Source organism: Rhizobium sp. GR12, assembly GCF_036596185.1.
Classification (GTDB): domain Bacteria; phylum Pseudomonadota; class Alphaproteobacteria; order Rhizobiales; family Rhizobiaceae; genus Agrobacterium; species Agrobacterium nepotum.
The window spans coordinates 229,564-249,333 of the sequence record NZ_JASXTH010000001.1; the positions used below are offsets into that span (position 1 = coordinate 229,564).

The following is a 19,770-nucleotide window of genomic DNA, read 5'->3' on the forward strand; positions in this document are numbered from 1 at the left end:
AAGGCCCGACACCATTCCGGTTTCGGGCCTTCTAACTCTTGGGGATATTGTCCCGAGTGAAACCGTCGCGTTCAGGTCCGCTCAGGCTTCCATCGAGTATCCGGCGCCGCGCACGGTGCGGATGACATCCTGCATATGGGAAAAATTCAGGGCCTTGCGCAGGCGTCCGACATGCACATCGACAGTACGCTCATCGACATAGATATCGTGACCCCAGACCCCATCCAGCAATTGCGAGCGGGAAAACACCCGACCCGGTGATGTCATCAGGAATTCGAGCAGACGGAATTCAGTCGGGCCGAGGCGCACTTCGCGGCTTTTGCGATGGACGCGATGGGTTTCGCGATCCAGTTCGATATCGCCGCATTTCAGCACCGAAGAGAGAACCTCGGGACGGGCCCGGCGCAGCATGGCCTTGACGCGAGCCATGAGTTCCGGCGTCGAAAATGGCTTGACGACATAGTCGTCGGCACCGGTGGCGAGACCGCGAACCCGCTCGCTCTCTTCGCCGCGCGCCGTCAGCATGATGATGGGCAGGCGTTCGGTTTCCGGCCGCATTCTCAAACGCCGGCACAGTTCGATACCGGAAACACCAGGCAGCATCCAATCCAGGATGAGAAGGTCCGGAATGCGTTCCTGCAGCCTGATTTCCGCCTCGTCGCCACGGGGTATCGTGTCGACGTCGTATCCCTCAGCCTCGAGATTGTAACGAAGCAGGACGCTCAACGCTTCCTCGTCTTCCACAACTGCAATCTTGGGCACCATATGCTGAACTCCGCAAGCTTCTGCTTGTCTGTTACTCGGTCACCGAACCAAGCGTGTTGGAACTGTCGTCCTTCGGACGCTCGCCCTCCGGCTGGCTGCCGGTGGTCATGTAATAGATCGTTTCGGCGATATTCGTGGCATGGTCGCCGATACGCTCGATGTTCTTGGCGCAGAACAGAAGATGCGTGCAGGTGGTGATGTTGCGCGGATCTTCCATCATGTAAGTCAGAAGCTCACGGAAGAGCGACGTATACATGGCGTCGATTTCCTCGTCGCGTTCGCGGATGGCATTGGCCTTTTCAGCGGAACGTGTCGAATAGACGTCAAGGACTTCCTTGAGCTGCACCAGCGCAAGCTCGGACAAATGCTCGATGCCGCGGGCGAGCTTGCGCGGCACGCCGGTTCCTGCAACCGCGATAACGCGCTTGGCCGTGTTCTTGCCGAGATCGCCGACGCGTTCGAGATCGCCGGCGATGCGCAAGGTGCCGATGATCTCGCGAAGATCCGCCGCCATCGGCTGCCGCCTGGCGATGGTGACGATGGCCTTGTCGCCGATTTCGCGTTCGGCGTGGTCGAGAATAGTATCGTCGGAAATGACCTTCTGCGCGAGCGCGGCATCGGAATTGACGAGCGCGCGCACGGCGTCGCCGCACATCTGCTCGGCAAGACCGCCCATTTCGGCGATGCGGCGCGTCAGAAACTTCAATTCGTCGTCATAGGCGGACAGGATATGCGAATGGGTCGTTGTCTGTGTCATGGTCTAGTCCTCCGGCTTGGCCCGCATGCACGTGCCCAAAGCGGGGCACGGCAGGGGCACCAGTCTTGTTCGGTTTCGATAAAGCGGCGGCCGGGGATCAGCCGAAGCGGCCCATGATGTAGTCCTGCGTGCGCTGGTCGTCCGGATTGGTGAACATCTTGTCCGTCTCGTTTTCCTCGACGAGATGGCCAAGGTGGAACATGGCCGTGCGCTGGGAAACACGCGCCGCCTGCTGCATGGAGTGCGTGACGATGACGATCGTGTAGTTGGTGCGCAGTTCGTGGATCAGCTCCTCGACCTTCGCCGTCGCGATCGGGTCCAGCGCCGAGCACGGCTCGTCCATCAGGATCACTTCCGGGCTGACGGCAATAGCGCGCGCAATGCACAGACGCTGCTGCTGGCCGCCGGAGAGGCCCGTACCGGATTCCAGCAAACGGTCCTTCGCCTCATTCCAGAGACCAGCTTTCTGCAGGCTCTGCTCAACGATCTGGTCCATATCCGCCTTGTTGCGGGCAAGACCGTGGATGCGCGGGCCGTAGGCGATGTTTTCGTAAATCGTCTTCGGAAACGGGTTCGGCTTCTGGAACACCATGCCGACGCGGGCGCGAAGTTCCACGACATCGATCGCCTGATCGTAGATATCGTCGGTGTCGAGCGTGATCTTGCCCGTGACCCGGCAACCGTCGATCGTGTCGTTCATGCGGTTCAAGGTGCGCAGGAAAGTGGATTTACCGCAACCGGACGGGCCGATGAGCGCAGTCACCGTGTTTTCGCGGACATTGAGGTTTACGTCGTAAAGCGCGCGCTTTTCGCCGTAATAAACCGAAACGTCCTTGCCGATCATCTTGTATGAAACTTCATTCATCTTCTTGTCCAGCGCCTTTTCAACTGCTGCTTCCGACAACATGTTCATTGCTCAATCTCCCTCTACCAGCGCCGTTCGAAGCGGCGACGCAACAGGATTGCGCCAACATTCATGAGAATGAGGAACAGGAGCAGGATGATAATAGCGCCGGATGTCCTTTCGACAAAGGCGCGCTCTGCTTCGTTCGCCCACATGTAAATCTGCACCGGCAGAGCCGTGGACGGATCCATCGGCGTTGTCGGATAGTTCGCAACGAATGCCACCATGCCGATCAGGAGCAGTGGCGCCGTTTCGCCCAGCGCGTGGGCGAGGCCGATGATGGTGCCGGTCAGAATGCCCGGCATGGCGAGCGGCAGGACGTGGTGGAAGATCGTCTGCATCTTGGAGGCGCCAAGTCCGAGCGCTGCGGCGCGGATAGACGGCGGCACGGCCTTCAATGCGGCACGGGTCGCGATGATGATCGTCGGCAAGGTCATCAGCGTCAGGACGAGGCCGCCGACCAGCGAGGCGGAGCGCGGAAAGCCCATGAAGTTGATGAAAACGGAGAGGCCGAGCAGACCGTAGACGATGGAGGGAACAGCCGCCAAATTGTTGATGTTCACCTCGATAAGATCCGTCAACCGGTTCTTCGGGGCGAATTCCTCAAGATAGATGGACGCCGCGACACCGATCGGCAACGACAGCACCAGCACGATCAGCATCATGTAAAACGAGCCGATCAGCGCAACACCGACACCCGCCGCTTCCGGACGGCTCGAATTGCCGTTGACGAAGATGCCGGTATTGAAATGCTTGCCGAGCTGTCCGCTTTCGGCGAGCTGGTTCATCCAGCCAAGCTGCTGGTTGGAGATACGGCGGTTGGCTTCATCCCCCGTCATATCCACCTGGCCCTTGAAGGCGCTGTCGACATCGCCCGACGCCAGAAGCGTCACGGTGCGTGTGGTGCCGATGACAGCGGGATCGGCGACGACGATATCGCGCAGCTGTGTCCGCACGCTGTCCGAGATCATCGTGTTGACCGCGCGCAGACCGGCCTTATCCGTCGGCGCGACGCCGAGAATCTTGGCGACCGCATCGCGGGCGAGGACGGGATAATTGGCCGTCATCAGCTTTGCGGGATTTGTGGCCCGCTCGTTCTTCGGATCGATGATCAGTTCGGAAAACTCGACCGGAACGGTGATCATCGTCTGCTGGAAGGCGGTGTGGCCCTTGGCGACGACCGACCAGAGCAGCAGGAAGAGGAAGATGAGGCCAAACGAGATCGCTGCCATTCCATAAGCTCGGAAGCGGCGTTCGGCGGCGTAGCGGCGCTTGATGCCGATATCACGGCGCTTGGCGCTGTTTACGGCAGCAGCGCCGGCTGCGGGAGAAACGATGTCGGTCATTCATATTGCTCCCGGTATTTGCGCACGATGTAAAGCGCGTAGATATTCAGGCAAAGCGTGATTGCGAAAAGCGTGATGCCCAGCGCGAAGGCCACCAGCGTTTGCGGCGAGGTGAATTCAAGGTCGCCGGTCAGCTGGCTGACGATCTTGACGGTCACGGTGGTCATGGGTTCGAAGGGGTTGAGCTGCAGGCGGGCTGCGACGCCGGCCGCGAGAACCACGATCATGGTTTCGCCGATCGCACGCGACGCCGTCATCAGCACGGCGCCGACGATGCCGGGAAGAGCGGCGGGAACGATGACCCTCTTGATGGTTTCAGAGCGCGTGGCGCCGAGACCGAGAGAGCCGTCGCGCAGCGAACGCGGCACGGCGGTGATGATATCGTCCGACAGCGACGAGACATAAGGGATCAGCATGATGCCCATGACGAAGCCGGCGGTGATGACGCTCTGCGCCTGGATGAAGTTGGCGTATTCGCCCGTTGTCAGACCGCTGATCTGCGTGGAGATGTCTCGCAGGAAAGGGCCCACCGTCGTCAGCGCGAAGAAGCCGTAGACGATCGTGGGGATGCCCGCGAGTACCTCGAGCAGCGGCTTCACCACGGAGCGAAGGCGCGGCGACGCATATTCCGACATATAGATCGCCGAAAACAAGCCGACCGGCACGGCGACCAGCATGGCGACCAGACCGATATAGAGCGTGCCGGCAAGCAGCGGGATCAGGCCGAACTGGCCGGACGAGTCCGTCGCACCGGCCGCCGCAAAACGCGGATCCCACACCGTTCCGAAGAAGAACTGATGCGCCGGAACCATGTTGAAGAACTGGATCGCTTCCGTCAGCATCGACAGCACGATGCCGACGGTCGTCAGGATGGCGATGGAGGACGCAACGAGCAGGGCCGCGAGAATGACCCTTTCGACCCTGTTACGCGCCCGGAAGCGCGGCGCGATCGACCGCAGCGCATAGACGGCGCCAGCAAGCGCGGCCAATACCACGGTGGCGATCATTCCGATGCGGCTGGTGGAGGTCATCGCGTTCAGCGTCTGGGCGGCGTCGACCATGAAACGCTCGGGATCGCCGGCGATCGCGACGCCCTTCGATGCCAGAAGCGGTCTTACCGCCGTCGTGTCCGCATCGATCTTTGCGGTTTCTTCCGGCGTCAGCCGCTGAAGACCGCGGGCGATGGACGTCACCATGCCGTATGTCAGGCTCTGCTGCGCTTCGGACTGGGCGCGCACGTCCTCGGGAAATTCGCCGCGCACCGCCGAGGTGACGACCAGCGGGCTGATAACAAGCCAGACAGCAAGAATGAGCGCCGCGGGCAGCACTGCCCAGACGACCGCGTAGGAACCGTGATAACCGGCACGGGAATGCATGCTGGAGGGACGCCCGCCAGACAGAGCAATGGCGCGGCGGCTGCCGAGCAGATAACTGCCGATGCCGATCAGCGTCAGTATCAGCAAAAGGATCGATGTGTTCATTAGAGTTCCCTCGGCGTGCCTCAAGAGCACGGTGCGATATCGGGCAAATCAAAAAGTCATCAAAACGAGACCGCTGGACCATCCAAAGATGCTTGCCGCCTGACTGTAGCAAAGTCTGGCAAGCGTCAAGGTTGATACATCCTATCCATCTGTAATCCATCAACAATTATGTGGACGGTGATGGATGGGAACTGTCAACCGCAGACAATCGCCTTAAGCGGAATGGCACCGGAGCGGGATGAGGGGCGCGGCAGGCCGCACCCCTCTTTCTTTATTACATCGAAGCGCCGGCAGCGAACTTTGCGCGGATTTCTTCGCGCTCTTTTTCCGGAGCGGCAACGAGGCCGTAGTTTGCGAGCGGGGAATCAGGGCCGATCATCTCGTCAGAAACGAAGAACTCGACATATTCCTTGAGGCCCGGGATAACGCCCAGGTGAGCCTTCTTCACGTAGAAGAACAGCGGGCGCGAAACCGGATACTTGCCGCTGGCAACGGTTTCCGTGGACGGAACAACGCCGCTGACGGTCGCGACCTTCAGGCGGTCGGCGTTGTTTTCATAAAATGCCAGGCCGAAAACGCCGAGGCCGGCCTTGTTGGCGTCGATACGGGCAAGCGTTTCGGTGTAGTCGCCGTCGATGTCGACCGCAGCGCCGTCCTTACGGACTGCAACGCACTTGGCAGCAGCCTGCTTGGCGTCGGTAATCAGCTTCTTGATGGCGTCGGTAGCGCCGGCTTCCTTGCAGCCGTCAGCCATGATCTTCTCTTCGAAGACTTCACGCGTGCCGTGCTTGGAACCCGGGATGTAAGCGGCGATCGCTACATCAGGCAGTTCCTTGTTGATTTCCGACCACTTCTTGTAAGGGTTGGCAACGAGCTTGCCATCCTTGACGATTTCAGCGGCGAGACCGAGGTACAGATCCTTCGGCTCGAGCTTGAGGTCCTTGTTGGAGGAGTCCATCGCGAAGACGATGCCGTCGTAGCCGATCTTCACTTCCTGAACGTCGGCAACGCCCGCAGCCTTACAGGCGGCCAGTTCGTCGCTCTTGATCTTGCGCGAAGCGTTGGCGATGTCGATGGTGCCTTCGCCGACGCCGGAGCAGAATGCCTTCAGACCGCCGCCCGTGCCGCCGGACTCGACAACCGGAGCCTTGAAGTTAGGGAAAGTCTCGGCAAAAGTCTCAGCAACGATCTTGGCATAGGGCAGAACCGTGGAGGAACCAGCAACCTGAATCTGGTCGCGAGCAGCGGCGGCGCCAGCGAAGGCGACAGAAGCCACCAGAGCTGCTGCGGAAAATTTAACGAAGTTCATTTTTCTCTCCCGTCGTGGGCTTGTTTGTGGACGCAGCCGATAGCGGCACTCGCTCTAAGCATGCGATCGGCGATCTTTTCTTAACCACCGTAACCACTTCCTTTTATGTCACTTCGATGAAAGATTTGTGACAATCTAAGTCACTGATTTAATTTATTTATTTTTTGAAACATTCATGACAGGAATATTCTCCATGTCAAAATCTGACGGTAAAGTCCGTGCCGTTGCCCAGTTCTGATTTAATGATGAGGCGGGCGCGGTGGCGGGTGAGGATGTGCTTGACGATGGCAAGCCCCAGACCCGTCCCTTTTTTCGAGCGGCTGTCGGCGACGCTGACGCGGTAAAACCGCTCCGTCAGGCGCGGCACATGTTCGGCGGGAATGCCCGGCCCCTTGTCGATGACGCTCACCTCCACCGGCTTGCCGGGTTCGGCACGCAACCAGACGTCCACGACCTTGCCTTCCTGTCCGTATTTGCAAGCATTTTCAACGAGGTTCTGGAACACCTGCACCAGCTCGTCGCGGTCACCCTGCACTTCCGCCGGCCGATCGGGCAGATGAAGAGTGATCGCCACATCCAGCTCATCGGCAAGCGGCAGCAGCGCATCCCGCACATGGCCGATGACGGATACGAGATCGACCTTCTGGTCCGGCGCGATATTGGCCCGCAATTCCAGCCTTGAAAGCGACATGAGGTCATCCACCAGCCTGCTCATGCGCGTGGCCTGATCGAGCATGATGGCAAGAAAACGTTCCTGCGCTTTCGGATCGTTGCGAGCCGGCCCCTGCATGGTTTCGATGAAGCCGCGCAGCGAGGCGAGCGGGGTGCGTAATTCATGGCTTGCATTGGCGACGAAATCACTGCGCATGCGGTCGATGCGGCGAAGCTCCGAAACATCGCGAAACGACAGGATGTAGAATGGCGGACCCGCCACCTCCCCCGCATCCGCGCGGGCGATGCGGACGATGAAAACCCGCTCGGAGGGAAAACGCTCCGAGTGTTCGACCTGGTTGGGCTGGCCGGTGGTGATGGTTTCGCGAATGACATCCAGCAGACCCGGCGAACGCAGCCGGGCGGAGATATGCGCGCCAGCCGGAAGCTGGCCGAAGGCGCGCTCCGCCGCGCCGTTCTGATACAGCACGCCGGCGTTTTTATCGAGGATGAAGACCGGTGTATCCAGAACCGCAAGGCCCGCCCTTACGCCGGAAATAACGTTTTCGCCAGGCACTTCCGGCTCACCCGTCTCCGCAGCCGCGTTTTCTTTCTTTGCCGGCACCGCCGGCCGTTCCCGAACGGCCAGAATGGCGATGACGGCGCAGAGCCACAGGATAGTGGGCATGTAGGGCGTGTGCAGTTCCGAAACGGCCACGACGGCAAGCATGCTGACGACGATAATGGGCAACCAGTTTCGGCCAAGCTTTTTCCCCAAAAGCTTCCATCCTCTATCGCCTTTCATCACTGCCATTTCAGCCGCTTTCCACTTTCATCTGACAGCACATCGAAATCTCATAGGCCAGCTTCATGACAGAGATTCATCGCTGCGCAATTTCCACAACGTATATGCGCATAATCTGCACCGCAATCGTCACTACCAGGGCTCCCGGCCCGGCAATCCTCTTTCACTTGAATTCTGCCGGCGGATGTGAACTCATTGGCGGCGAGTTGCCTTTACACAACAACATCAGGAGGAAACATGGCCGAAGAAACGAAGACGCGATCGGTGGAGCTCACCATTGGCGGCAAGCTGCGCAGCTTCGACATCGACGATCCGATTCTTCCCGACTGGGTGGAGGAAAAGAAACTTTCCGCCGGCAATTTCCCCTACGACAAAAAAATGAAGCGGGAGGAATACGACGCCGCTCTCGAAGCGCTGCAGGTGGAGCTGGTCAAGGTGCAGTTCTGGCTGCAGGCCACCGGCAAACGGGTGATGGCGGTTTTCGAAGGCCGCGATGCGGCGGGCAAGGGCGGCGCGATCTTCGCGACCCGGGCCTACCTGAACCCACGCTACGCCCGCGTGGTGGCACTGACCAAACCGACGGAAACCGAACGCGGCCAATGGTACTTCCAGCGCTATATCTCACATTTCCCGACAGCCGGTGAATTCGTTCTCTTCGACCGCTCCTGGTACAACCGTGCCGGGGTGGAGCCGGTCATGGGCTTCTGCACCCCGCAGGAACACAAGCGCTTCCTCAAGGAAACGCCGCGGCTGGAAAAGATGCTGGTCCATGAGGACGTCCATCTGTTCAAATTCTGGCTCGATATCGGTCGCGAAACGCAGATCGAGCGCTTCCACGATCGTCGCCACAGCCCGCTGAAATGCTGGAAGCTTTCGGACATGGACATAGCCGCGCTGACGAAATGGGACGATTACACGCAAAAGCGCGACGAGATGCTGGAAAAGACCCACACCGCCGACGCCCCTTGGACTGTGGTGCATGCCAACGACAAACGCCGTGCCAGAGTGAACCTCATTCGCCACATCCTCAATGCGCTCGACTATGACGGCAAGGACAAAAAGGCGATCGGCGAGATCGACGGCAAGATACTGGGATCAGGACCGGGTTTTCTCAAATAGGACCTTGAGACAATGACAAGCGCCCTGGCGGCGCTTGTTCCTCTTCTTACCGGATTCTTACTGACCGGGCAAAATGCGCACGGAATAAAGATTGACCGGGCGGCCATTGCCATCGATGTCGCTGTTGATGAAGATCTTGCCCGGCGCGTTCGGGGCAAGCGAGCGCTCGAACGTTGCATTCAGCAGCATGTCCGCACGTTCGGCCGTGGCCGTGAAGCGGTGACGGGAGCAATCGCCCAGGGTGGCGAAATCGCAGGCGACAGAAACCTGCGTCTGCCGGTCGCTCGAGGATTGCAGCGTGATCGATATGGTCGAGGATTTACCCGCCATATCCCGCATCACTTCCACCGGAACCTCGAAGCTGACCGCGCCATCCTGCGAGACGCTTCTCGACGTCACCTTTATCGCCTTGCCGGCGGGTGTGGCGATATTTTCGACATTGGCGCGTGGACCCGCCGAAATCCCCGAATTGCCACGCTCGGCATTGAATATCTCGATCCAGTCGTCCGAGAAGCCACGGCCGGGGGAAAGGCTCGGTGCGGGCTCAGCACCGTTGAAGTCTTCAGCCTCAACCTGTGCCGGCGGATTGGGCACGCTGGTGTCGCGCTGCTCCGGCGACAGCAGCAGGCCGGAGGAATAGACCCACCAAGCACCGACACCGACAAAAGCCAGCAACGTCACGAACATGAAAAGTCGGGCGAAGAGTCCGCGACGCTTGCGCCGGCCGACCGCACCTTCCGGGCGAAAGGCAAGCGACGCGTCGCCTGCACTGGCGCTTCTCCTCGGCGCCTTTGCGTTGCGACGGTCCGCACCCGGACCTTCCGGAGCAGCGGTGGGGGCCGGCCGCGCATCACGCATTTCGCCGCGTAATTCCGGCTCGACGGCCATATCGCCGTGGTGTTGCGCTTGTGAAACGGGATCGACCGAGAGCTCATCATGCGCGGTATTTGCCGGCAAAGGCGGCCGCAATTGCTGCTCCACCCTGTCCAGAAGACGGTTACGCTCTTCACTCTCGATGACGTGGATCACGCTTTCGAGCCGCTGGCGTTGCTGGGAGACGACCTGCGGATCGTCTATGCCCTGCTTGCGCAGGCCTGCTTCCAGTGCCTGACGGGACGATTGGTAAATTCGTGCACGAACTTCGGCGTTCGATCTGTCCGATTTTTCCAGAGCATTTCTGATTGCCGTTTCCAGTCCGCTCACGACCGATCCTTGTTCTACTGCTCTTCGCAAAAAAATATGTGGCTTGCGCCGTTGGTTTACGATTCGGTAACGGCTATGCCGCGCCTCCGCAAGCATCGTTTGCGATAAAGACCGGATTGCTTTGGGGAAAATCGATCCATTGTGGCGCTTCGAACGCAGGTTTGAGAGGTCTGCGCGATGCTGTTTTCGCTTTCAATCCACCGCCGAACACGATATTGACTTACGTGCGCGTAAACGTAATTCGTGGGAGGAGACATGCTGCCGTCCGTGCTGAAAGACAATCTGCGTCTTCCGGTCATAGCGTCACCGCTATTCATTATTTCGCATCCGCAATTGACGCTGGCGCAATGCAAGGCCGGCGTCATCGGCGCTTTCCCCGCGCTCAATGCGCGGCCTGAAAGCCAGCTGGACGAGTGGCTGGCGATGATCACCGAAGAGCTGGCCGCCCACAACCTTGCCAATCCCGACCGTCCGGCCGCTCCCTTTGCGGTCAACCAGATCGTTCACATGTCCAACCGGCGGCTGGAACACGATCTTGGTCTTTGCGTGAAATACAAGGTGCCGGTGGTGATTTCCTCGCTCGGCGCGGTGCCGGAAGTCAATGCCGCCGTACATTCCTATGGCGGCATCGTGCTGCATGATGTCATCAACGATCGCCACGCCCGCTCCGCCATCCGCAAGGGAGCGGACGGGCTGATCGCAGTGGCCACAGGTGCTGGCGGACATGCGGGCACGCTTTCGCCCTTCGCTCTCGTTCAGGAAATCCGCGAATGGTTCGATGGCCCCCTGCTGCTGGCTGGCGCTATCGCCAATGGCGGCTCCATCCTTGCGGCACAGGCCATGGGCGCGGATATGGCCTATATCGGCTCCCCCTTCATCGCGACACAGGAGGCGCGTGCCTCTGACGGTTACAAGCAAGCGCTCGTTGAGGCACAAGCCAAGGACATCGTTTATTCGAACTATTTCACCGGAATCCACGGCAACTATCTAAAAAGCTCGATCGTCGCCTCCGGCATGGACCCCGACAATCTTCCCGAAGCGGACCCTTCGAAAATGGATTTCGAAACCGCCACCGGCGGTGCGAAGGCCTGGAAAGATATCTGGGGCGCCGGGCAAGGCATCGGCGCAGTCAAGGCGGTGGAGCCGGTGGCGGACCTCGTCGATCGTCTGGCCAAGGAATATGAGGAAGCGCGAAAACGCATCTGCGGGAAAGCCTGAGGCCACGCGTAAACAGTGGACAGGCAATGCTTTTCGCAGAATTTTCACGACCCTTGCATTCAAGGCTTGAAATCCTTCGGCATTGCCTGTATCAGCCCGCCATGAAGCTGATCCGTGACAAACGGGTCACAATCGGGCCGCTTTAGCTCAGTCGGTAGAGCACGTCATTCGTAATGACGGGGTCAGGTGTTCGAGTCACCTAAGCGGCACCATTTCCTTTAAAATCAAAAGCATAGAAAATTCAGCGCATTGACCGGCATCGCCATTGCCGATCTGAGGTGAAAACCATGCGTAACTATATCGGACTGATCCACAAGGACGCTGATAGCGATTACGGCGTTTCCTTCCCCGATTTTCCCGGCGTCGTGACGGCTGGTACCGATTTGGATGATGCCCGTCGTATGGCAGAGGAAGCTCTTGCGCTCCATGTCGAGGGCATGATCGAGGACGGCGAAGCCATCCCCGAACCTTGTTCTCTTGAAGCCATTATGGCTGACCCCGAAAACAAGGATGGTGTTGCCATCCTCGTATCACTCAAGACTGGGAGCAAAAAATCTGTTCGACTGAACATTACTCTTCCAGAAGATGTGCTGAAAGAAATTGATGCTTTTGCCGAAGCTAAAGGACTTACCCGGTCGGGGTTCCTTGCTCGTGCAGCAAAACATGAAATTTCGAATGCACGAGATGATGGCGACTGGCAAGAATTCGCAGCCTAGGTCACCATCCTCGCGAAAATAACCGCAGTGACAGTCGCTTCGGCGCGGCTTCATAATCGCGCAAAAAGGGACGTCCGCAATATTTTAGTACGTGATTAAATTCTTACGATGAACTGGAACCTCATCTTCTCCCTCACGTTATGGTGATGACACCAGCCAAGGAGAAAATCATGAACCAGATCATCTACATCGTCGGCCTCGTCGTTATCGTTCTGGCGATCCTGTCGTTTTTCGGCTTTCGCTGATCACCGTTGTCAATTCGATCACTTGCGCATATCCTGAACGGCAGTGACACACGACAGCGTTCATGGGTTGCTCCGCTGTCGGGTGTGTTTCGGGATCGCGTTGCTCTGGGAGGTGCACGATGAAGAACGAGAGATGGACAGAACCTGTCGAGGTCAATCTTGATGAAAAAGGCAAGAATGTCATCGCCGGGCCATTCGAAGCACTGAGGTTATTGACCGAGGGCTGGCCGAAAATACGCGGCCTGAGTTTCGTGAAAGCCAGAAGCGCCTGCCGCGCCGCCCTTGACGGACGCAAGTCGCCCGAGGAAGCCCGCAAATGCTTTACCGACGCAGTCTCAGAGATGCAGAAAAACCCGCATTGATCCCAATAAACGAAAACGGCTCCTGAAAAGGAGCCGTTCCTTTATGGGCGGCGCTCCAACCCAAGTAGCCGGAGGCGCCTTTCTTTATGGGCCTTACATCCAGTACGGCGCGACGCCGTAATAGTCATAAACCTTGCGGTCCCTGGCGTTCAGCAGGTCGTCATCATCGAGATTGGCGAAATGCGGCGCGTTTTCGATCTCTTCCTTGGTGAGATCGATGCGGTAGCCATCAAGTTCTTCGTCATAATGCAGCTTTTCCCATGGGAGCGGGTAATAATCGTCGCCGATCCCGAGGAAGCCGCCGAAGCTCAAAACCGCATAGGCCACGCGGCCGCCGCGTTTTTCCAGAATGATGCGCTGGATCGAACCAATATGCTTGCCGTCAGCGCCGTATACGCGGGTGCCTTCCACCTTGTCGCTGGCGATCAGGCTCGGCGTATCCTTGACATAGGGGTCCTGTCCGGCACGGGGTTCCTGATGCAACATGTGTCTTTCCTCCTTGATTTTCCTCGTTGAGGTCACGTCTGGTAAACCTCTCGACGGACAATTCGTTCCGCAGCGTTCCAGACGCTGGGGGCAGAATTTTTTTGAAGAAGGATGGAACGAAAAGGCGCCTATTGGCGGATTTTTTGCCAGACGGAGGGGGAAACGCCGACCATCTTGCGGAAGACACGGGAGAAATGCGCCTGATCGGAAAAACCGGCGGCGATGGCAATGTCGGTGAGCGCCATGTCCGTTCGCATCATCAGATCCTTGACGCGATCAATGCGCGCCTGCATCTGCCATTGATGCGGCGGCACGCCGGTAGACGCCTTGAAGGCGTGACTGAAGTGAGATTGCGACAGGTTGGTGAGTTCCGCGAGTTCCTCCAGCCTTATCGACCGCAGGCAATGTTCGCGGATGTAATCCATCGCCGCTCTCAATTGCCAGGCGGCGAGCTTGCTGCGTTTTTTGACCGGCTCCCGCTTCACCTTCAGAAAATCGGTCAATAGCGCGAGCACGAGGCTTTCGCCGTAGAGATCGTGCAAGGGGTCTGGATTATCGCATTCGGCGGCGATCAGCCGTGCAAGCGCCAGCAGGCGCTCGTCCTCGAACATCAGATGCGGATCGAGAAGCCCGTGCGGATCGAACCCCTGCACCAGCCGGGCACCCAGCAATCCCGCATCGAAGTGCAGATCGAGATGGCGCACGAAGGAAACGTTGCTGAGTTCCGCATGCACATCCAGATCGGCGGGCACGAAGGAAATCCGGTTTGCTTCAGACGAGCCGTAATTGTCGCGGCGGCAGCGGTTCATCATGAACCGGCCGTCATCCGTCCCGTCCATATCCAGCAGGAAAACGAAACGCGGGTCCTTGCCGACATAACGGCCACCCGCTTTCGGCGCGCAACGCACGTCCCAGAGATCGGCGACGATGCCGTTCCACACCCTTGAGCGCGGGCCGCCGATGACGGCAAAGCCCTCGATCTGATTTTCCATCCGAACGCGGAAAGCCATGGCCTCTCAATCCCGCAAGGCGCAAAGGCGCCACTATAAACATGATAATATTGTTCATGTTTATAGTGGCAAACCGCATTCCCCGCAACTGCCAGCCCTAGCCGCCCGTTACCACTTCTTGGAAAGCTTGAAGGTGACGGTGCGGCTGTCACCCCAGCCGCAAACGGAGATGCCGGCGCAGCTCTTGACGTATTCCTTGTCGAAGACATTCGCGACGTTGACGGATGCCGTCCAGTCGTTCTTCTCGTAACGGATCGCGGCATCGAAGACGGCGGCATCCGGAACGCGCAGCGTGTTTGCCGCATCCGCCCAGGACTTGCCCTGATAGCGCACACCGCCGCCAATGCTGAGGCCTTCAAACGTATCGTCGGTGAAGGCGTAATCCAGCCATAGCGACGCCGTGTGAGCGGGTACGATCCATAGCGATTTGCCGATCAGGTTGGGATTGGCATCCTTGGTAATGTCGAGATCGGTATAGGAATAGGAGGCGATGGTTTTCCAGTTGTCGCTGAGATTGGCCTTCGCCTCCAGCTCGAAGCCGGTGGATTCCACCTGCCCGAACTGGCCGCTCGTGGTTACGCCGCCGGCCGTATAGGAAACGATGGCATTGTCCTTGACCAGTTTGAAGACCGAGGCGGTGATGCTGCCGTCGAAGAAGGTCGGTTCGTATTTGATACCGGCCTCGAACTGATGTCCCTCCTCCGGCACGGCGGGGCTGCCATCTGCAAGCGTATCGATGAGCGGATTGAAGAAGGTTGCCGCCGAGACATAGGGCGTCAGGCCATTGTCGAATTCATAGGCAAGACCGGCACGGCCGCTCAGCGCATCGTCATTGGAGCGGCGCGATACGCCCGCCGGTAGCCTGTTGTTCAGTTCCGTATCGACATAGTCGTAACGGCCATTCAGCGTGACCAGCCAGCCATCGCCGAACCGCAGCTGATCCTGCGCATAAATGCCGATCTGTTGCTGGGTCACGATATTGTCGGCGTAGACGAAATTCGTTCCCTGCGTCGATCCATAGACCGGGTTGAGCGCGCCGATCGCATTCGATCCGCAGCAGGCCTGCACCTGATCCAGCTTGTAATATTTATAGTCGAGACCGAAGAGTAGCGAATGGCTGACCGTGCCGGTGTCGAACTGACCTTCGACGCGGTTGTCGATGCCGAAACTGTCCGCCTTCGACAGGCCGTCATAACCGAAGCGGGTCAGCATATAGTCATTGGTGCTGGCATCGAGGATCGGCTGTCCATTGGCGTCGGCGTTGGCCCAGCCGCCCGGATAGGGTCCGGTTTCGTGCTTGTAGAGATGGCCGTAGCGAGCGTTCTGGCTGATCTTCCAGCCATTGTCGAATTCATGGCTGACTTCGTAACCCACCATGGACTGGTAGACACGGCCACTATCGATATCCGGTTCGCCATAAAAGGCCTTGCGGTCGAGCTTGCCGAACGGTGCATCGACGACAGTGCCGACATAGGGCAGGAAGCCGTTGCCGACATGCACCTGATCCAGCGCCGAGAAATAGCCGTAGAGCGTCGCACTAGTCTGCGCATCCGGCTCAAAGGTGATCTGCGGCATGATGAAACCGCGCAAATCCTCGGAGTAATCCGTGTAATTGTCGCCGCCGGAGACCTTGCCGGTGACGCGGTATTTCCACACGCCCTCACCGTCGATCTTGTCACCGAGATCGAAGCCGAAGAAAGCATTGCCAAAATTATTGATGCCGATTTCCGTTTCACGGACCGGCTCGTCCTGCGTCCGTTTGCGAACCATCTGCACGATGCCGCCGGGATTGGCGCCGCCATAGAGTACCGAGGCTGGTCCTTTCAGGACCTCTACCCGTTCCAGACCGTAGGCATCCATCTGGAAACCGCCGAAACCGTAGCTGAACAGGTTCAGCCCGTCGAGGAAAACGCCAGTCTGGGTTGCCTGGAAACCGCGAATGTAAAACCAGTCTGTATCCGGGTCCGTGCCGAAAGGCTCCGCCGTCACGCCCGGCGTATAGCGCAGAACCTCGTCAATCTTGGTCACGGCTCCGCGGTCGTCCATCTCCTTGCGGCCGACGACCGATACGGATTGCGGAATGTCTTTTGTTTCCGCGTCGGTTTTCGATCCCGTCGCGCTTTTCTTCGCGACATATCCCCGGACCGGACCCGTGGCGTTTTCAGCATCCTGACCTTCGACGGTAATCGCCCTCAGAACGGTCGTTTCCTGTGCGTGACCCATCACCGGCGCCATCAAAACAATGGCGGCCGTCCCCAAAGCCAGACGGTTCAAAAACATCCCATGCAAATTTTTCAAGATATGCCCCGAAACAGATCGCGGCCGACAGTCTTATCCGGCAGGCCGCAACACCTCAATTAAGATGAGTATTTACATCAGGATTAAGGCGGGATGCTTGTCATTTTCTGGGGGTATTTGAAGCTTATTGGCTTCTCGCACAGTTTTGCGCCCATCATTTATGGGGCAAGGTGTGGATGTCAGCCCTTGCGCCGCCCTATCCTTGCAAGCTGCATGACCGGAAGGATACCGATGACGACGATCGCCAGCGCCGCGATTGCCGCCTCCTCGTAGGTGCCGCGCGCCGCCTCCCCGTAGAGATGTGTCGCGAAGGTCTCGAAGTTGAGCGGCCGCAATAGCAGCGTGGCGGGAAGTTCCTTGACGCAATCGACGAAGATCAGCAATGCGGCGGCGGCCAGCGACGCCTTAGAAAGCGGCAGATGTATCTGGCGGAATGTCTGCGTCGCGGATCGCCCCAGCGTTCGCGAGGCGTGATCGAAGGATTGCGGGATACGGCTCAGACCGGCATCGACGCCACCCGCCGCAATGGTGAGGAAGCGCGCCGAATAGGCATAGATCAGGGCCGCACCACTGCCGATGAAAATGAGGCCGGTGGATATGCCGAACCATTCGCGCATGGTCTGGTCGACAAACCGGTCGAAGCCCCCGAGCGCAATCAGTACGCCGATGGCGATAACCGTGCCGGGGGCCGCATATCCCACCGTGGAAAGACGATAGGACCAGAACGAGAGGCGGCCGGGTGCAAGGCGCATCGCGTAAGCGACCGCAAGGCCGAGGATAAGTGTGATCGCCGTCGCCAGTCCGGCAAAGACGATGGTATTCAGCGCTTCGTCGGCGAAACGGGACGACAGGCCGCTGAACCGGAACCGCTTCCATGCCTCGATGACGAGATAGCTCGCCGGCGCCACGAAACCGATCAGGACCGGCAGGCTGCCGAGAGCAAAAGCGCCGACGGCTTTCAGACCGGTGAGCCGCAGCGGGTCCAGTTGTCTGCTTTTCTGCGCCGAGACCGCATAACGCTGCTTGCGCCGCGCCCATCGTTCGAACGCCACGAGGGCGACCACGATGAACAGCATGGAAAGTGCGATCTGCGCCGCACCGGGCAAGTCCGATTTCGTGACCCAGGTGGTATAGACCGAAACGGTGAGTGTGCGGACACCCAGAAATTCCGACGCGCCGATATCGTTCAGTGCTTCCATCAGGGCAAGGCTGATACCGACTGCGATCGCCGGGCGCGCCAGCGGCACCGCGACCTTGAAGAAAGCCGCACGTCTGGAGACGCCGAGCGTGCGGGCTGCTTCAAGCAGGTTGCCCGCCTGCGTCAGGAACATGGCCCGCACAGGAATATAGACGTAGGGAAACAGCACGAAGCCGAGAAGGATGATGCAGCCCGTCATCGATCTTATGTCCGGCAGACGGAATTCCCGTGGACTGGAATAACCGAGCAGCCAGCGGAGCGCGCCCTGCACCGGCCCGATCGGATGCAGAATATCCAGATAGGCGTAAGCGACGATATAGGTGGGCATGGCCAGCGGCAGCAGCAGCGCCCATTCCAACAGTCTGCGCCAGGGAAAATCATAGGCGGTGACCAGCCAGGCGGCATAGGTGCCGACAACGCCGGCCAGCAGCCCGACACCGGCAAGAAGGATCACTGTGTCCGGCAGGGCAGTCAAAAGAACGGTCGAGCCAAGATGAGCCCACAGGCCTTCCGAACCCTGCAAAGCCTGCGAGACGAGTGCAAGAACCGGCACCATGGCGCCGCAGACCGCAGCCAGCGACAGGCACAGCCACCAGAAGGAGGATGAAAACCTTGTTCCGGTGCGGGGCGGCGATGGCTGGACGGCGTCTGGAATCATGAGCTTCTTGAAAATACAGGGAAAGGCGTCCGCGGGTGCGAACGCCTTCCACCATGTTATCGCTGATTGGCCTTTACTTGTCGAAACCGACCTTGTCGACCAGCTCGCTCGCCTGTTTGCGATGCGACACGATTTCCGTCAGCGGCTTGTTGTCGATCTTCAGATCGCCGAAGGAGGCGATGATCTCGTTAAGAGCGGCGCCCTGCTTGACCGGGTATTCGAAATTGGCTTCGGCATAGATCTTCTGGGCTTCGTCAGAGACGAGATACTCCAGAAGCTTGACGGCTTCCGCCTTGTTCGGTGCGTTCTTGGCCACGGCCGCACCGCTGATATTGACCTGCGTGCCGCCATTCTTGAAGGTCGGCAGAACAACCTTGATCGCGTCGCCCCACTTTACCTGCTCTTCGCCGCCCTTGCCCGAGCGCATCAGGCCGACATAATAGGAGTTGGCGATGCCGATATCGCAAATGCCGCCGAGGATGTCCTTGGCAACGTCACGGTCGCCGCCGCCTGCCTTGCGGGCCAGGTTGTCCTTGACGCCGGCAAGCCACTTTTCGGTGTCCGCTGCGCCATGATGGGCGATGTAGTCGGCAAAGAGCGCCGTATTATAGGGATGCTGGCCAGCGCGAATGCAGACCTTGCCCTTCCACTTGGCGTCGGCGAGATCTTCATAGTTGAAGGAGGCGAGGTCGACATCCTTTGCCGCATAAAGAACGCGGGCGCGCATGGAAAGCGCGAACCAGTGGCCCTTGGCGTCGCGAAGTTCAGCCGGGATGGCCTTGGTCAAGGTTTCGGATTCAACCGCCTGGGTAACACCCTTTTCAGCGAGATCGACAAGGTTGCCGGCATCCACGGTCATCAGAACGTCGGCGGGGGAGCTTGCACCCTCGCTGAGAACGCGCTCGGCAAGGCCGTCCTTGAGGAATACGGTGTTGACCTTGACGCCGCTCGAAGCCGTGAAGGATTCCAGGAGGGGCTGGATCAGGCCCGGCTCTCTGGTGGTGTAGATGTTCAATTCCGCAGCGCTGACTGAACCGGCTGCAAAAGCAACGGTGCTGGCAAGCAGGGCAAGTTTGGCAAATTTCGTCATGGTGTGTCTCCCTCTTCGATGGCGCAATATAGGGGGAGCAAACATCATACATGATGCGGTAAATCAAGTTTTATTTGGCCGTTTTCCGGCGCGTTTTGATCACCAACAGTTGAAAATATAGCGGAAATAAACATACAAATCCGCTCATT

Annotated in this window: 17 protein-coding genes and 1 tRNA gene; 5 read left to right on the plus strand and 13 right to left on the minus strand. The window is 58.9% G+C overall.

Features of this window, described 5'->3' with window-relative positions:
- Nucleotides 1–81: 81 nt before the first annotated feature.
- The 7 genes from phoB to phoR all read right to left on the minus strand — a co-directional run bounded on the left by phoB (nucleotide 82) and on the right by phoR (nucleotide 8,027).
- The gene (gene phoB, locus QSK43_RS01100; protein ID WP_003493692.1) at nucleotides 82–765 is read right to left on the minus strand and encodes a phosphate regulon transcriptional regulator PhoB; all 684 of its coding nucleotides are present in this window, start codon (nucleotides 763–765) and stop codon (nucleotides 82–84) included.
- Between the two features lie 31 nt (nucleotides 766–796).
- Nucleotides 797–1,522 carry a phosphate signaling complex protein PhoU gene (gene phoU / locus QSK43_RS01105; RefSeq protein WP_045022217.1) on the minus strand — a complete coding sequence of 242 codons (726 nt, stop codon included), beginning with the start codon at nucleotides 1,520–1,522 and terminating at the stop codon, nucleotides 797–799.
- Between the two features lie 97 nt (nucleotides 1,523–1,619).
- Complete coding sequence (pstB, locus tag QSK43_RS01110) at nucleotides 1,620–2,435, minus strand: phosphate ABC transporter ATP-binding protein PstB (protein WP_332301989.1); 816 nt, start codon at nucleotides 2,433–2,435, stop codon at nucleotides 1,620–1,622.
- A gap of 14 nt (nucleotides 2,436–2,449) precedes the next feature.
- Complete coding sequence (pstA, locus tag QSK43_RS01115; protein ID WP_332301990.1) at nucleotides 2,450–3,772, minus strand: phosphate ABC transporter permease PstA; 1,323 nt, start codon at nucleotides 3,770–3,772, stop codon at nucleotides 2,450–2,452.
- Nucleotides 3,769–5,253 (minus strand): phosphate ABC transporter permease subunit PstC, encoded by a 1,485-nt coding sequence (gene pstC, locus QSK43_RS01120; RefSeq protein ID WP_332301991.1) that lies wholly within the window; start codon nucleotides 5,251–5,253, stop codon nucleotides 3,769–3,771. Before pstC ends, pstA begins: the two co-directional genes overlap by 4 nt.
- A gap of 274 nt (nucleotides 5,254–5,527) precedes the next feature.
- The gene (locus tag QSK43_RS01125) at nucleotides 5,528–6,562 is read right to left on the minus strand and encodes a substrate-binding domain-containing protein (RefSeq protein ID WP_332301992.1); all 1,035 of its coding nucleotides are present in this window, start codon (nucleotides 6,560–6,562) and stop codon (nucleotides 5,528–5,530) included.
- Nucleotides 6,563–6,758: 196 nt separating this feature from the next.
- Nucleotides 6,759–8,027 (minus strand): phosphate regulon sensor histidine kinase PhoR, encoded by a 1,269-nt coding sequence (phoR, locus tag QSK43_RS01130; protein ID WP_332301993.1) that lies wholly within the window; start codon nucleotides 8,025–8,027, stop codon nucleotides 6,759–6,761.
- A 228-nt stretch (nucleotides 8,028–8,255) separates the two neighbouring features.
- Between phoR and ppk2 the strand changes: the two genes are divergently transcribed.
- On the plus strand, nucleotides 8,256–9,137 hold the full coding sequence (gene ppk2, locus QSK43_RS01135) for a polyphosphate kinase 2 (protein ID WP_332301994.1): 882 nt from the start codon (nucleotides 8,256–8,258) through the stop codon (nucleotides 9,135–9,137).
- 57 nt (nucleotides 9,138–9,194) lie between these two features.
- Here ppk2 and QSK43_RS01140 read toward each other — a convergent pair whose 3' ends face one another.
- On the minus strand, nucleotides 9,195–10,340 hold the full coding sequence (locus QSK43_RS01140) for a hypothetical protein (RefSeq protein ID WP_332301995.1): 1,146 nt from the start codon (nucleotides 10,338–10,340) through the stop codon (nucleotides 9,195–9,197).
- 255 nt (nucleotides 10,341–10,595) lie between these two features.
- Here QSK43_RS01140 and QSK43_RS01145 point away from each other — a divergent pair, with 255 nt between their 5' ends.
- The 4 genes from QSK43_RS01145 to QSK43_RS01160 all read left to right on the plus strand — a co-directional run bounded on the left by QSK43_RS01145 (nucleotide 10,596) and on the right by QSK43_RS01160 (nucleotide 12,881).
- The gene (locus QSK43_RS01145; RefSeq protein WP_332301996.1) at nucleotides 10,596–11,558 is read left to right on the plus strand and encodes an NAD(P)H-dependent flavin oxidoreductase; all 963 of its coding nucleotides are present in this window, start codon (nucleotides 10,596–10,598) and stop codon (nucleotides 11,556–11,558) included.
- Between the two features lie 136 nt (nucleotides 11,559–11,694).
- Nucleotides 11,695–11,770, plus strand: a tRNA-Thr gene (locus QSK43_RS01150).
- Between the two features lie 75 nt (nucleotides 11,771–11,845).
- A complete protein-coding gene (locus QSK43_RS01155; RefSeq protein WP_045022202.1) occupies nucleotides 11,846–12,274 on the plus strand; it encodes a type II toxin-antitoxin system HicB family antitoxin in 429 nt (142 codons plus the stop codon).
- A 364-nt stretch (nucleotides 12,275–12,638) separates the two neighbouring features.
- A complete protein-coding gene (locus QSK43_RS01160; RefSeq protein ID WP_045022200.1) occupies nucleotides 12,639–12,881 on the plus strand; it encodes a DUF982 domain-containing protein in 243 nt (80 codons plus the stop codon).
- A 93-nt stretch (nucleotides 12,882–12,974) separates the two neighbouring features.
- On the opposite strand, the gene QSK43_RS01165 is transcribed toward QSK43_RS01160, so the two are convergent.
- The 5 genes from QSK43_RS01165 to QSK43_RS01185 form a co-directional block, all read right to left on the minus strand.
- Nucleotides 12,975–13,367: a PRC-barrel domain-containing protein gene (locus tag QSK43_RS01165; RefSeq protein ID WP_045022198.1), complete on the minus strand. Its 393-nt coding sequence runs from the start codon at nucleotides 13,365–13,367 to the stop codon at nucleotides 12,975–12,977.
- A 128-nt stretch (nucleotides 13,368–13,495) separates the two neighbouring features.
- Entirely contained in the window at nucleotides 13,496–14,377 is an 882-nt protein-coding gene (locus QSK43_RS01170; RefSeq protein WP_332301997.1) for a helix-turn-helix domain-containing protein, read from the minus strand.
- A gap of 108 nt (nucleotides 14,378–14,485) precedes the next feature.
- Nucleotides 14,486–16,675: a TonB-dependent siderophore receptor gene (locus tag QSK43_RS01175; RefSeq protein WP_332301998.1), complete on the minus strand. Its 2,190-nt coding sequence runs from the start codon at nucleotides 16,673–16,675 to the stop codon at nucleotides 14,486–14,488.
- 179 nt (nucleotides 16,676–16,854) lie between these two features.
- A complete protein-coding gene (locus QSK43_RS01180; RefSeq protein WP_442967763.1) occupies nucleotides 16,855–18,531 on the minus strand; it encodes an ABC transporter permease in 1,677 nt (558 codons plus the stop codon).
- Between the two features lie 73 nt (nucleotides 18,532–18,604).
- A complete protein-coding gene (locus QSK43_RS01185; RefSeq protein WP_332301999.1) occupies nucleotides 18,605–19,621 on the minus strand; it encodes an extracellular solute-binding protein in 1,017 nt (338 codons plus the stop codon).
- Between the last annotated feature and the right edge of the window lie 149 nt (nucleotides 19,622–19,770).

Bases quoted from the DNA above. Each gene is read 5' to 3' on its own strand.
- phoU (WP_045022217.1), bottom strand. From the start codon at position 1,522: ATGACACAGACAACGACCCATTCGCATATCCTGTCCGCCTATGACGAC.
- QSK43_RS01145 (WP_332301996.1), top strand. From the start codon at position 10,596: ATGCTGCCGTCCGTGCTGAAAGACAATCTGCGTCTTCCGGTCATAGCG.
- QSK43_RS01160 (WP_045022200.1), top strand. From the start codon at position 12,639: ATGAAGAACGAGAGATGGACAGAACCTGTCGAGGTCAATCTTGATGAA.
- QSK43_RS01170 (WP_332301997.1), bottom strand. From the start codon at position 14,377: ATGGCTTTCCGCGTTCGGATGGAAAATCAGATCGAGGGCTTTGCCGTC.
- pstB (WP_332301989.1), bottom strand. From the start codon at position 2,435: ATGAACATGTTGTCGGAAGCAGCAGTTGAAAAGGCGCTGGACAAGAAG.
- QSK43_RS01180 (WP_442967763.1), bottom strand. From the start codon at position 18,531: ATGATTCCAGACGCCGTCCAGCCATCGCCGCCCCGCACCGGAACAAGG.
- ppk2 (WP_332301994.1), top strand. From the start codon at position 8,256: ATGGCCGAAGAAACGAAGACGCGATCGGTGGAGCTCACCATTGGCGGC.
- QSK43_RS01125 (WP_332301992.1), bottom strand. From the start codon at position 6,562: ATGAACTTCGTTAAATTTTCCGCAGCAGCTCTGGTGGCTTCTGTCGCC.
- pstC (WP_332301991.1), bottom strand. From the start codon at position 5,253: ATGAACACATCGATCCTTTTGCTGATACTGACGCTGATCGGCATCGGC.
- QSK43_RS01155 (WP_045022202.1), top strand. From the start codon at position 11,846: ATGCGTAACTATATCGGACTGATCCACAAGGACGCTGATAGCGATTAC.
- QSK43_RS01185 (WP_332301999.1), bottom strand. From the start codon at position 19,621: ATGACGAAATTTGCCAAACTTGCCCTGCTTGCCAGCACCGTTGCTTTT.
- pstA (WP_332301990.1), bottom strand. From the start codon at position 3,772: ATGACCGACATCGTTTCTCCCGCAGCCGGCGCTGCTGCCGTAAACAGC.
- phoB (WP_003493692.1), bottom strand. From the start codon at position 765: ATGGTGCCCAAGATTGCAGTTGTGGAAGACGAGGAAGCGTTGAGCGTC.
- phoR (WP_332301993.1), bottom strand. From the start codon at position 8,027: ATGGCAGTGATGAAAGGCGATAGAGGATGGAAGCTTTTGGGGAAAAAG.
- QSK43_RS01165 (WP_045022198.1), bottom strand. From the start codon at position 13,367: ATGTTGCATCAGGAACCCCGTGCCGGACAGGACCCCTATGTCAAGGAT.